Origin of the sequence: Sphingomonas sp. BE123, assembly GCF_031456015.1 — a bacterium.
Lineage (GTDB): Bacteria > Pseudomonadota > Alphaproteobacteria > Sphingomonadales > Sphingomonadaceae > Sphingomonas.
On record NZ_JAVDTW010000001.1, the window covers coordinates 343729 to 355614 of the forward strand.

Here is an 11886-nt window from a genome sequence, read left to right on the forward strand (position 1 = left end):
TGCCAGAGCGGCAGCCAGGCATTTCTTGGGTGTGGTGCTGTCCACAGCCCGTTCGTATAGCGCTCGAATGATGGCTGACTCAGCGGTCCCGGACCGCGTCTCCCGGCTAGGGTTACCGGCATGACCGGGATCTGCGGCGTTTGGCGGTTCGACGGGCAGAGTGGGGCCGCCCCTGCCTGTGACCGGATCGGACGGGCGCTGGCCATTTACGGGCCAGATCGCGCTGGCAGCTGGGCCGATGGACCGATCGCCCTCGGCTGTCGGCTCGCCCGCCTGCTGCCCGAGGATCGCTATGACCGACAGCCGTTAATCAGCGACGACGGGCGCATCGTGTTGGTAGCCGATGTGCGGTTGGACAACCGGTCGGAACTGGCAGAGGCGCTCGATCTCGCCTCGGGCGACCTTGCACAAATGGCTGATGCGGACCTGCTGCTCCGCACCTGGCTTGCCTGGGGCCCAGCCGCCATCGACCGGCTGATTGGAGAATTCGCCTTTGCCGTGTGGGATGGCGACGCACAACGCTTGACGCTGGTTCGCGATTTTATCGGCTGCCGTCCGCTCTTCTATCACCAGGGCGATGGCTGGATCGGATTCGCCTCGATGGTGAAGGGATTGCATGCCCTGCCCGAGGTCCCGATCGCGGCCGACAAGACGACGCTGCAACGCTATCTCGCGCTCTTACCGATGCAGGGGGCGGGCAGCTTTTATGAGTCGATCCGCCGGGTCGAGCCCGGGCATTTCGTTGAAATCGCCGCGGACGGGCGGGTCAACGCCGTCCGCTGGTACAGGCCGCCACCGCTCCTGCCGGACCTCGCCGACCCCTCCCCCTATATCGCAGAGGTGCGAGAAATATTCGAACGCGCGGTTGCAGCGCGGCTACGCGCGACCGGCGCAATCAGCTGCACGTTGAGTGGCGGCCTCGATAGCGCCGCCGTCACCGCCACAGCCGCAATACAGCTGGCGGCTGCTGGCCGACGGTTGAAGGCGTACACGCACACACCAATGCTCGGAGTGCCGCTGCAAACGCCGCCGAACCGGTTCCCGAACGAGGGCGTACTGGCCGCGCGTCTTGCCGCTGATCATCCCATCATCGATCATGTGATGGTCGATTCCGCTGCACGATCGATCGGCGACGATCTCGACCAACGCTACTACTACAACGAGATTCCCGCTTTGAACCTCTGCAATGAACTGTGGGTGAGCGAGATAAACAAACTGGCCGGTGGGCAGCGCGGTAATGTGCTTCTGACCGGGGCCATGGGTAATCTCACGATCAGCAATGAGGGCAAGCACGGGCTGAACAGCCTATTTTATGGTGGCCGGCTATTGGCCTGGGCGCGGATCGCACGGCGCGTCGTCCGGTCGGGTTCGATGTCGGTCCTGGGATTGGCATTTTTTACAGCGTTGCCGATCATGCCGACTGCGGTACAGAATGCGCTACAGCGGCTTTTCGGGCGTCCCGGCCCTGCTGTGCGCGATTACACTCTCGTGCGTGCGGCTGTGATGGACGCCCCGCAAACCGGGCGGGCTACGCTGGCCCAGGAGACGGAACGGTTCTTCAACAATCTCGCGCGTGGTCGCCGCGAACGGATCCTCTCCGCACTATGGCAGCAGGAGATCCTGACGATCAGCTACAAGGGGGCGCTTGCCCGCTACGGCGTCGATACGCGCGACCCGATGTCCGATCGACAATTGGTCGACCTGTGCCTTGCCCTGCCGCACGCGCTTTTTCTGCATCGTGAACACGGCAGAGGCCTTTATCAGCTTGCGTTCGCGGACCGGATACCGGCAGAAATCCGCTTGAACCAGCGCCGGGGATCGCAGGGTTCCGACTGGGCGGCCCGGCTCTACGCGGCGCGCGAACGGATTGCGGACGAGGCCGAACGAAGCAGTGCAAGCCAGACGGCGAATGCGCTGATCGACCTGGACCAACTGAAATGGCTGGCGACGACGATCCCCGATCCGGATACCGCAGATCTCGACGCGGCGGTAGTGCCCTATCGGTACCGTCTGCTGCGCACGCTATCCGTCACGCATTTCCTGCGTCGCGTTGAAGGTGGCAATCACTGACGACACCTGAAACAAACGTCATCAGCTTTCGACGGTGATGCCGTCGCTCACTGGACCGGTCGCGCCCATCGTCAATGCCGCGACGTCCACCGTCATGAGGGACGGGGTCGTCCAGGCACGGCGCTGTCGCAATGCGCCATTCGCAGAAGTTACGGACAATGCGGCGACGTCATCGCGCGCGTCACCCGTGCTTCTCTGCTCAATCTTCATCGAAACCCCTCTCAAAATCCCATATACTGTGTCGATACTCTGCTTAGCCGAGCTCGATCCAACCGCCAAGCCGGCCGGGCCGGTTCGGGCGCTATCGTTATTCCCATTCGATCGTCCCCGGCGGCTTGGAGGTGTAGTCGTACACGACGCGGTTCACGCCCTTCACCTCGTTCACAATCCGCGTCGCAACGCGCGTCAGGAAGCTGGCGTCGAACGGATAGACGTCGGCCGTCATCCCATCGGTGCTGGTCACCGCGCGCAGGCCGCAGACGCTGTCATAAGTACGCCCATCGCCCATCACGCCGACCGTCTTGACCGGCAACAGCACCGCAAAGGCCTGCCAGATCGCGTCGTACAGGCCGGCGTTGCGGATTTCCTCGAGATAGACCGCATCCGCCTTGCGCAGGATGTCGCAGCGCTCCTTGGTCACCTCGCCCGGGATGCGGATCGCAAGGCCGGGTCCGGGGAACGGGTGGCGTCCGACGAACACATCAGGCAGTCCCAGCTCTCGGCCAAGCGCGCGGACCTCGTCCTTGAACAGCTCGCGCAGCGGCTCGACCAGCTTCATGTTCATGCGTTCGGGCAAGCCGCCGACATTGTGGTGGCTCTTGATCGTGACCGACGGACCGCCGGTAAAGCTCACGCTCTCGATCACGTCGGGGTAAAGCGTGCCCTGCGCCAGGAACTCCGCGCCGCCGATCTTGCGCGCCTCTTCCTCGAACACGTCGATGAAGGTCTTGCCGATGAACTTCCGCTTCGCCTCGGGGTCGGTGACGCCGGCGAGGCCGTTGAGGAACAACGTCTCGGCGTTCACATGGACCAGCGGGATATTGTAGTGGCCGCGGAACAGGCTGACCACCTGATCCGCCTCGCCGCTGCGCATCAGCCCATGGTCGACGAATACGCAGGTCAGCTGGTCGCCGATCGCTTCGTGGATCAGCACCGCTGCGACCGCGCTGTCGACACCGCCGGACAGGCCGCAAATGACCTTGCCGCTTCCGACCTGCTGGCGGATCTCGGCAATCTTGGTCTGGCGGAACTCCGCCATCGTCCAGTCGCCCTTGAGCCCGCAGACATGGCGCACGAAATTCGCCAGCAGCTTGCCGCCATCGGGGGTGTGCACCACCTCCGGGTGGAACTGCATTGCATAGTAACGGCGGCTATCGTCGGCGATCACCGCGAACGGCGCGCCGGGGCTGGCCGCGACCGGGCGGAAGCCGGGGGCAAGGTCGGTGACCTTGTCGCCATGGCTCATCCACACCTGATGTGTTTCGCCCTCGCTCCACAGCCCGTTGAACAGCGCACAACCATCGGCGATGTCGATGAACGCGCGTCCGAACTCGCCGCTGTCGCCCAGCTGCACCCGCCCGCCCAGCTGGTGCATCATCACCTGCTGGCCATAGCAGATGCCAAGGACCGGGACGCCGCTATCGAAGATCGCGTCGGGGACGCGCGGCGAGCCTTCCTCCAGCACAGAAGCGGGCGATCCCGACAGGATGACGCCGCCGGGCCTCATCCGTTCGAACGCCTCTGCGGCGGCATTGAAGGGGGCGATTTCGCTGTAGACGCCCGCCTCGCGCACGCGGCGCGCGATCAGCTGGGTCACCTGGCTGCCGAAATCGACGATGAGGATGGATTCGCCGGGCTGTGTCATGGCGAGCCGATAGGCAGCGACGCGGCGAGTGTAAAGGCATCGCACCCCCCTCCCGGAACCATTTCGCGCGCAGGGGATTCCTCGGTCCACCATGGTCACTGCGTCCTTAACCGCACCCGCAAAGCATTTCGAAGCGCCGTGCGGTTATCCTGCCCCCATGCAGTCGAACCGGACCCCCCGCCGGATCTTGCTGCCGATCCTTGGCGCCGCGGCACTGGTCGCGGCGCCTGCTTCGGCATCGATCCTGAACTATGTCGGTGAATGCGTGCCGTTCGCGCGTGCCGCGTCGGGCATCCAGATCTGGGGCGATGCCTGGACCTGGTGGAGCCAGGCCGCCAGCAAATATCAGCGCGGTCAGACGCCCGAAGTGGGCGCCGTCGTCGCCTTCGCCAAGTCCGCCGCCCTGCCGCTGGGCCATGTCTCGGTGGTCAGCCGCGTGATCGAACCGCGTGTCGTCATGGTCACCCATGCCAACTGGTCGCGCTTCGACGGCAAGCGCGGACAGGTCGAGCAGGACGTGACGCTGTTCGACGTCTCGGAAGCGGGTGACTGGAGCCGCGTCAAGGTTTGGTACCGCGACAATCGCGGGCTGGGCAGCACGGTCTACCCTGTCCATGGCTTCATCTATGGCCGTCCGGTCAGCGGCGCCAGGATCGCCAGGGCCCGCCCGGCCCCCGAACTGACCGGCGATCGCCCCGACTATGTCGGATCGCTGATTGACGCCTATGCGCGTTAGTCATCCAACCCGTCACCCCCGCGAAAGCGGGGGCCTATCTCCTGCACCGTCCACCTGCACAATCGGTCAGGAGATGGGCCCCGGGTCAAGCCCGGGGTGACGGTTGGTTGGGGGCTGGACGCAGCCCCCTCCCCGCGCCACACTCGCGCGATGTTCTTCTCTTTCGTCGATGAGCTCCGCGCCGCAGGCATCCCCGCCAGCATGAAGGAGCATCTCGTGCTCCTCGAGGCGCTCGATCGCGACGTGATCGACCGTACGCCGGAGGCGTTCTACTATCTCGCCCGCGCGACCTTCGTGAAGGACGAAGGGCTGCTCGATCGCTTCGATCAGGTGTTCGCCAAGGTGTTCAAGGGCATCGCCTCGACCTATGGCCTCCAGACCGGCGAGATTCCCGAGGAATGGCTCAGGGCAATTGCCGAAAAATATCTGACCCCTGAGGAGATGGAGGCGATCAAGTCGCTCGGCTCGTGGGAAGAGATCATGGAGACGCTCAAGAAGCGGCTCGAGGAACAGCATGAGCGCCATCAGGGCGGCAACAAGTGGATCGGCACCGGCGGCACCTCCCCCTATGGCAATTCGGGCTATAACCCGGAGGGCGTGCGCATCGGCGGCGAGAGCGTCCACAAGCGCGCGCTCAAGGTGTGGGAAGGGCGCGAGTTCAAGAACCTCGATTCGACCCGGGAACTCGGCACGCGCAACATCAAGGTCGCGATGCGCCGACTGCGCCGCTTTGCCCGCGAAGGCGCGGCGGACGAACTGGATATCGAGGGCACGATCGACGGGACCGCGCGGCAGGGCTGGCTCGACATCCGGATGCGGCCCGAGCGGCACAATGCGGTCAAACTGCTGCTGTTTCTCGACGTGGGCGGGTCGATGGACCCCTGGGTCAAGCTGTGCGAGGAATTGTTCAGCGCCGCGACCGCCGAGTTCAAGAATCTCGAATTCTTCTATTTCCACAACTGCCTCTACGAAGGCGTGTGGAAGGACAATCGCCGCCGCTTTCAGGAGCGCACCCCGACCTGGGACGTGCTCCACAAGTTCGGCCATGATTATAAGGTGATCTTTGTCGGCGACGCGTCGATGTCGCCCTATGAGATCAGCCACCCGGGCGGTTCGGTCGAGCATTTCAACGAGGAAGCCGGCGCCACCTGGATGCAGCGTGTAACCAACACCTATCCCGCGACGGTGTGGCTGAACCCGATTCCGGAGGAGCAATGGGGCTATTCCCAGTCGGTCCGGATCATGCGCGAGCTGATGAACGACCGCATGTATCCGTTGACGCTGGCTGGCCTCGATGACGCGATGCGCGAGTTGAGCCGCAAGACCTGATCGGGCCGCGCCGATCGTCGTTCAGCGACAGACCAGCGCCTCGATCGCGGCGGCGTGTGCCTGCCACGCAATTCCCCGCGCGGCGAGCCAGTCATCGTCATAATAGGTGCAGTGATAGCGCTCGCCGCCATCGCACAGGATCGACACGACCGACCCGCCGACGCCCTGCGCCGCCATGTCGCGGATCAATTGCGCGCAGGCAAAGATGTTGGTGCCGGTCGACCCCCCGACAGCGCGGCCCAGCCGGCGCGACACGGCGCGCATCGCGCCAATGCTCTGCGCATCCTCGACCGCGATCATCCGATCGATCACCGACGGGATGAAGCTGGGCTCGACGCGCGGGCGGCCGATCCCCTCGATGCAGCTGGCATGCCCCTCGGGCAGTGCAACCGCGCTGCGGTCGGCAAAATGGCGGTGGAAAATCGAATGGACCGGATCGGCGACGCACAGCTGGGTACTGTGCCGCTGATAGCGGATGTAACGCCCGATCGTGGCGGAGGTGCCGCCGGTCCCGGCCCCGCATACGATCCACGTGGGCACCGGATCCTCCTCCGCCGCCATCTGGGAGAAGATGCTCTCCGCGATATTGTTGTTGCCGCGCCAGTCGGTGGCGCGCTCGGCATAGGTGAACTGGTCCAGATAATGGCCACCGGTTTCGCGGGCGAGCCGGTGCGCGACATCATACACCGTTCGCGGGTCGTCGACCGTGTGGATCTCGCCGCCATGAAAGCGGATCGCATCGAGTTTCGGGGCGGCAGTCGCGGTCGGCACCACCGCGATGAAGCGCAGGCCGAGCATGCGCGCGAAATAGGCTTCGCTGACCGCAGTCGAGCCAGACGATGCTTCGATCACGCAGCTGTCGGGCCCGATCCACGCGTTGCATAACGCATAGAGGAACAGCGAACGCGCAAGCCTGTGCTTGAGACTGCCGGTCGGATGGCTGCTCTCGTCCTTGAGATAGAGCTTGATGCCCGGGTGATGCGGCAGGTCTAGCCGGATCAGATGCGTGTCGGCCGAACGGTTATAGTCGGCCTCGATCTGGCGCACGGCTTCGGCGCGCCAGCGGCGTATCGCCGCGTTCCGATCCGCCCCGTCACCCATTGCTACCATCTGCAAAACCCCCGTGCATGCACGCCGCTTATGCCCCGCGGATGCAACGACGCCTAGCGTTGCACAACCGTTTCCGTCGTCCCCGGCTGCCTCAGCATAGCTGTGCTGCGTCAAAGGCGATGCGGAGCGTGTTGCGCTGACGCAACAGCCGCACCGTACTCCAGTCGTCAGGATCGGCGCGGGTCGCGCCGACGAGCATCGGGCGCAGCCGGTCAAGCGTGATGCGCGCCTCCACTCGCGCCAGATGCGCGCCAAGACAGTGCGTCACCCCCGACCCGAACGCGAGATGCCCGTTTGCCGGGCGCGCCGGATCGAAGCGATCCGGGTCGGCGAAGCGGTCCGGGTCGCGATTGGCATCGCCGAGCATCAGGTAGACCAGATCGCCCGACGCGATGCGATGCGCGCCAATCACCAGGTCCGCCGTCGCGACGCGCCCGACACCCCGCACTGGCCCCTCCAGCCGCAGCACTTCGTCGATCACCGCATCGATCGACACGGTGCCATTGGCGAGGTCCTGTGCGACCAGCGGATGATCGATCAGCAAGGCGATCGCGTTGGCGATCAGGTCGCGGGTCGTGGCGCTGCCGGCATAGAGCAGCATGGTCCCCCAATAGGCGACGAGCGACGGCGCGATCCCCTCGGCCTCGGCGACCGCGCGGATCGCGTCGACCATCGGCGTCGCGCGCGCCTGCGCCAGCCGCGCGCCGATCCAGCGCGCGACTGCGGCTTGGGCAAAACGGGCATGGTGCCGTTCGGGCTCGCTCGATCCGATGTCATGACCGCGCGTGATCGCTTCGAACAACGGCCGCAACTGGGCATGATCCGAATCCGGCAGACCGAGCAGGTCGGCCATGACCGCAACCGGCAACGGAAAGGCCAGGTCGCCCACCACCTCCATGCCACCGCGCGCCTGCGCCGCATCCGCAATCCGATCGATACGCACTTCGACGAAGGCGCTCAGCGTCGCCACCTTCTCGGGCCGCAGCTGCTGTGCCAGCCGCTGCCACAGCGGGCGGACGCGGTGCGATCGCTCCCCTGCCCCGGCCTGCTCGACATGCGTTGCCGCGTCGCCGACCGCGAGCGGCTTGTGGATCACCAGCCGCGCGTCGTGTAGCGCATCGCGTACATCGCGATAGCGGGTCAGCAAAAGCGGCGGCGCGCTCATTCGGGCGTCCGCGCGCTCACCACGACATAGGCCAGCACCGGCAGTGCCTCGATATTGCGGACGAATTCGATCAAGCGGTTGAACGTCGCCACGTCTATCCGTTGCGACAGCAACTCCGCCAGCGCCTTGCTCTTGAAATGCGCGACATAGGCGCGCCAGCTGGCGTCGGTAATGTCCTCGATCTCGATATCCGCAAACCCGCACGACTCCCACAAGGCGCGATAGCTGGCGAGGTCGGGATAGCATTCCTGCCCGGAGAGAACCTTGCGGAACGCCGTTGGCTCGCCATGAAACACCATGTCGGCAACGACGATTTCACCGCCGGGCTTCAGCACGCGTCGCGCCTCGTTCAGAAACTCCCTCCGCCCCTTGAAGTGCAACGCCGCCTCTACGCTGGCGATCGCATCGAACATTGCGTCGGGGAAGCGCATGTTCTCGGCGGGCATCACCTCGAAATGCGCCCCGGGCACACGCGCGCGGCATTGCTCGATCTGAAAGTCGGAGACGTTGATGCCGTACACGCGCTCTACCGGGAAATGGCGCGCGAGATATTCGGCGGTGCCGCCAAGCCCACAGCCGACATCCAGCAACGGCCCCTGGGTCCGACGAAACTTGCCGACGACCAACGCCATCAGATTGTCGCACGCGTCGCTGAATTCAGCGGTGTCGGGACGGAACAAGCCCATATTGGCGTAGCCGCAGTCCGCGCGGTCGCCGACATAGAGACCGCCATCCCGGAAGAAGCGATCATAGGATCCGGTGAGGGTCTGCTGATATTCAGTCGGCATCAAATACTCCGTGAAACTTCACCGGGATGGATCGCGCTTCGTGCAGCAGCCACGACTCCCGCCATTGCACCGGTCCGCGCAGCTGCAGCTGTGGCGTGAGCGGTCGAACCGCGTCAAGCAGCGCCCCGATTTCGAGCCGCGCGAGCATCGCGCCGAGGCAGTGATAGCGGCCCAGGCCAAAGGTCAGCGGCGGCTGCGACGCATCCGCCGGCGCGCGGTTCGCCCCGCCGATCAGCAGATACAGGCCTTGACCCGGTCGAATCACCGCCGCGCCCAGTTGCACTTCATCGCGCGCAACGCGCTTGATCCCGAGAACGGGCGTGTCGAGCCGCAGCAGATCGTCGATCTGGTCCGGTGACAACGATTCGTCCGATTCCGCCCCCGCACCGAGCAGCCGGGCGAGGATGTTGGCGATGCTGGCGCCGGTCGTGGTCGTCCCGGCACTGAATAGCTTGCTGCACGTATCGATCATGCTCACGTCCGGCAGCGCGTACTCCGCCTGGGTCGCGCGGAGCAGATCCATCAGCTCGGTCGCGGGGCCGGCGCGCCAATGGTGCTGGAAATAGAGCCCCAGCACCCGCGCTGCCGGGGCCACCGCCGTCGGCCGTCCGGCCCATGGCAGGTCATAGCTCTGCAGCAGCCCCTCTGCCGCGAACTGGAGCGCGGGGAGATCGCCCGCCGGAATGCCCAGCAGCGCCGCCATGACGCGCGTCGGGATGGCGTGCGCCACTGTCGCGACGAGATCGCCTTCGCCCTGCCTGGTCAGCTCCGCCAGGCACGCCTTGGTCGCGGCGGCGGCGACGTGGGCCAGCGCCTCCTCGGCGGTCGCAAACCATCGCCGCAGCCGCCGCACGACCGTGGTGCGAAACGGATCGGAGCGATCGGCAAAGGAACTGCCCTGCGTGATGTCCAGGCGATCGTCGCGCAACAGCGCGGCAATGTCGGCGCGCGCGGAGATGAACCAGGCATCGCGTTCCGGGGCGAAATATCGCGGGGCATCGTCCCGCAGCCGGGCCAACGCGGGATAGGGATTGCGGGCATAATCACGACCGGGCGGTTCGAGCCCGAACGGCAAGGCAGCGGCATACATTACCGTTTGCGCACGAGATACGGCCCGACGACCAGCGCGTGCAGCCCGGTGTCGCGGAACAGCGTCGCGGCCTCGACCGGTGTCTCCACGATCGGCTGTCCGCGGCGATTGAGTGAGGTGTTGAGCAGCATGCCGATGCCGCTCTGCGCCTTGAACGCGGTCAGCAACGCGTGAAATGTCGCGTCCGCCTCCTGCCGCACCGTCTGGACCCGCGCCGTGCCGTCAACGTGCACGACCGCGCCGATCCGGCTGCGCCAGGCTTCGCGGACCGGCACGACGAACAGCATATAGGGACTGTCGCGATCGAGCTCGAAATAGGTGGCGGCGTCCTCGGCCAGCACGGCGGGTGCAAACGGGCGGAAATCCTCGCGAAACTTGACCTGCGCGTTGATATAGTCGCGCAGGTCTGCACGGCGCGGATCGGCAAGGATGCTGCGATGGCCAAGCGCGCGCGGGCCGAACTCCGCGCCGCCGCGATGCCATGCCAGCGTCTTTCCCTCGGCGAGCGTGTTGGCCATCGCCGCCATCAGGTCGTCGGGGCGGTCGACCGTCACATTGTCGCCAACCGCCTGCAACGCGCGCTCGATCTGCGCGGGATCCGAGTCATAGCTCCGCCCAAGGAACGGCGATCCGCCATCGCGCACCGCCTCGCCCGCGAGGATCGTGCGCCAGCCATGATAGGCGCAGCCGATCGCCAGCCCGGAGTCATCGGCGGCCGGCGGCACGAACATCCGCTCGAACGGCGTCTCGTTCAGAATCCGCGTGTTGGCGACGGCGTTCAGCGCCACGCCGCCGGCAAAGCACAGATTGGGGCTGGGATGCAGCGCGTGACGGGCACGGGCCAGTTCGACCAGCGCGCGTTCGACCTCCCCTTGCACCATGCGTGCGATATCGGCGAAATACTGGAAACGCGCCTTGAAGTCCGCCGCCGAGCGCATCCGATCGCGAAACTCCGCCATCCAGCCATAATCGACGAACACGCGCCCGTCGCGAATGTCGAAGATGCGATGGCGGAACGCCCCCGGCTGGCCATAAGGCGCGAGCCCCATCAGCTTGCCGAGATCGCTGAGGCTCCCCAACACATAACGGCTGGCTCCGGCATAAACCCCACCGATCGAATGCCGCGTGGTGTCGGGGTGCATCGGATAGTCGGTCGCGAACCGGCCCAGCGGCGAGAAGTCCTTGAACACCGCCCGCACATCGCTGCCCGATGCCGCGTAATAACTGTCCTTTTCGAAATAGAGTGCAGCCAGTTCGCCCTCCGGCTGCTCGGGCAGGATCGCGCCGTCCAGGTCCATGCAATCCTCGAACGCATTGCCGCACCCGTCTACCGTCAGCACCGCCGCGTCATCGAACGGGCTCAGGAAATACGCGCTGCACGCATGGGCGAGATGGTGCGAGATCGTCGTCACCGGCACGCCATCGGGGATGCTGCGCTCACCGCGATACCAGCGATGTCCGTAAGCGAAGCTGCCGAAATTGGCGTTCTGGACCACCAGCGCGACATCGTCCCAGCCGATCCCCGCCGCATTCATGCAATAGGCGATGGCAAGCGCATCGTTGCCACCGTCATTCTTGACCTTGGTCAGCCGCTCCTTCTCGATAGCCAATGCAATGCGGCCATCCTTCAGTAAACATGCCGCGCCATTGTGCGACAGGCCGACACCCAGAACATAAACGGGTTTGGACGATGTCATCGACGCGCGGCGCTCCCATGGGAAAGCGTCCGCAATA

The 11886-nt window shown here is 65.4% G+C and carries 10 protein-coding genes; 3 read left to right on the forward strand and 7 right to left on the reverse strand.

Features of this window, described 5'->3' with window-relative positions; genetic code table 11:
- The first annotated feature begins 120 nt into the window (after positions 1-120).
- Positions 121-2070 carry an asparagine synthetase B gene (locus J2Y54_RS01580; protein ID WP_310036399.1) on the forward strand — a complete coding sequence of 650 codons (1950 nt, stop codon included), beginning with the start codon at positions 121-123 and terminating at the stop codon, positions 2068-2070.
- A gap of 21 nt (positions 2071-2091) precedes the next feature.
- Here the strand turns inward: J2Y54_RS01580 and J2Y54_RS01585 are convergent, their stop codons facing one another.
- The gene (locus J2Y54_RS01585; protein ID WP_310036400.1) at positions 2092-2280 is read right to left on the reverse strand and encodes a hypothetical protein; all 189 of its coding nucleotides are present in this window, start codon (positions 2278-2280) and stop codon (positions 2092-2094) included.
- Between the two features lie 97 nt (positions 2281-2377).
- Positions 2378-3934 (reverse strand): glutamine-hydrolyzing GMP synthase, encoded by a 1557-nt coding sequence (gene guaA, locus J2Y54_RS01590; RefSeq protein WP_310036401.1) that lies wholly within the window; start codon positions 3932-3934, stop codon positions 2378-2380.
- Positions 3935-4091: 157 nt separating this feature from the next.
- Here guaA and J2Y54_RS01595 point away from each other — a divergent pair, with 157 nt between their 5' ends.
- Positions 4092-4670: a CHAP domain-containing protein gene (locus tag J2Y54_RS01595; RefSeq protein WP_310036402.1), complete on the forward strand. Its 579-nt coding sequence runs from the start codon at positions 4092-4094 to the stop codon at positions 4668-4670.
- 150 nt (positions 4671-4820) lie between these two features.
- Positions 4821-5999 carry a VWA domain-containing protein gene (locus tag J2Y54_RS01600; protein ID WP_310036403.1) on the forward strand — a complete coding sequence of 393 codons (1179 nt, stop codon included), beginning with the start codon at positions 4821-4823 and terminating at the stop codon, positions 5997-5999.
- A gap of 21 nt (positions 6000-6020) precedes the next feature.
- On the opposite strand, the gene J2Y54_RS01605 is transcribed toward J2Y54_RS01600, so the two are convergent.
- The 5 genes from J2Y54_RS01605 to J2Y54_RS01625 all read right to left on the reverse strand — a co-directional run bounded on the left by J2Y54_RS01605 (position 6021) and on the right by J2Y54_RS01625 (position 11849).
- A complete protein-coding gene (locus J2Y54_RS01605) occupies positions 6021-7100 on the reverse strand; it encodes a PLP-dependent cysteine synthase family protein (protein ID WP_310036404.1) in 1080 nt (359 codons plus the stop codon).
- 100 nt (positions 7101-7200) lie between these two features.
- A complete protein-coding gene (locus tag J2Y54_RS01610; RefSeq protein ID WP_310036405.1) occupies positions 7201-8274 on the reverse strand; it encodes a cytochrome P450 in 1074 nt (357 codons plus the stop codon).
- The gene (locus J2Y54_RS01615) at positions 8271-9062 is read right to left on the reverse strand and encodes a methyltransferase domain-containing protein (protein ID WP_310036406.1); all 792 of its coding nucleotides are present in this window, start codon (positions 9060-9062) and stop codon (positions 8271-8273) included. Before J2Y54_RS01615 ends, J2Y54_RS01610 begins: the two co-directional genes overlap by 4 nt.
- Positions 9052-10152 (reverse strand): hypothetical protein, encoded by a 1101-nt coding sequence (locus J2Y54_RS01620; protein ID WP_310036407.1) that lies wholly within the window; start codon positions 10150-10152, stop codon positions 9052-9054. The genes J2Y54_RS01615 and J2Y54_RS01620 overlap by 11 nt, the downstream gene beginning before the upstream one ends.
- Positions 10152-11849: a carbamoyltransferase C-terminal domain-containing protein gene (locus tag J2Y54_RS01625; protein ID WP_310036409.1), complete on the reverse strand. Its 1698-nt coding sequence runs from the start codon at positions 11847-11849 to the stop codon at positions 10152-10154. The genes J2Y54_RS01620 and J2Y54_RS01625 overlap by 1 nt, the downstream gene beginning before the upstream one ends.
- Between the last annotated feature and the right edge of the window lie 37 nt (positions 11850-11886).

Coding starts and splice junctions, on each gene's coding strand:
- J2Y54_RS01580 (WP_310036399.1), top strand. CDS start 121: ATGACCGGGATCTGCGGCGTTTGGCGGTTCGACGGGCAGAGTGGGGCC.
- J2Y54_RS01585 (WP_310036400.1), bottom strand. CDS start 2,280: ATGAAGATTGAGCAGAGAAGCACGGGTGACGCGCGCGATGACGTCGCC.
- guaA (WP_310036401.1), bottom strand. CDS start 3,934: ATGACACAGCCCGGCGAATCCATCCTCATCGTCGATTTCGGCAGCCAG.
- J2Y54_RS01595 (WP_310036402.1), top strand. CDS start 4,092: ATGCAGTCGAACCGGACCCCCCGCCGGATCTTGCTGCCGATCCTTGGC.
- J2Y54_RS01600 (WP_310036403.1), top strand. CDS start 4,821: ATGTTCTTCTCTTTCGTCGATGAGCTCCGCGCCGCAGGCATCCCCGCC.
- J2Y54_RS01605 (WP_310036404.1), bottom strand. CDS start 7,100: ATGGGTGACGGGGCGGATCGGAACGCGGCGATACGCCGCTGGCGCGCC.
- J2Y54_RS01610 (WP_310036405.1), bottom strand. CDS start 8,274: ATGAGCGCGCCGCCGCTTTTGCTGACCCGCTATCGCGATGTACGCGAT.
- J2Y54_RS01615 (WP_310036406.1), bottom strand. CDS start 9,062: ATGCCGACTGAATATCAGCAGACCCTCACCGGATCCTATGATCGCTTC.
- J2Y54_RS01620 (WP_310036407.1), bottom strand. CDS start 10,152: ATGTATGCCGCTGCCTTGCCGTTCGGGCTCGAACCGCCCGGTCGTGAT.
- J2Y54_RS01625 (WP_310036409.1), bottom strand. CDS start 11,849: ATGACATCGTCCAAACCCGTTTATGTTCTGGGTGTCGGCCTGTCGCAC.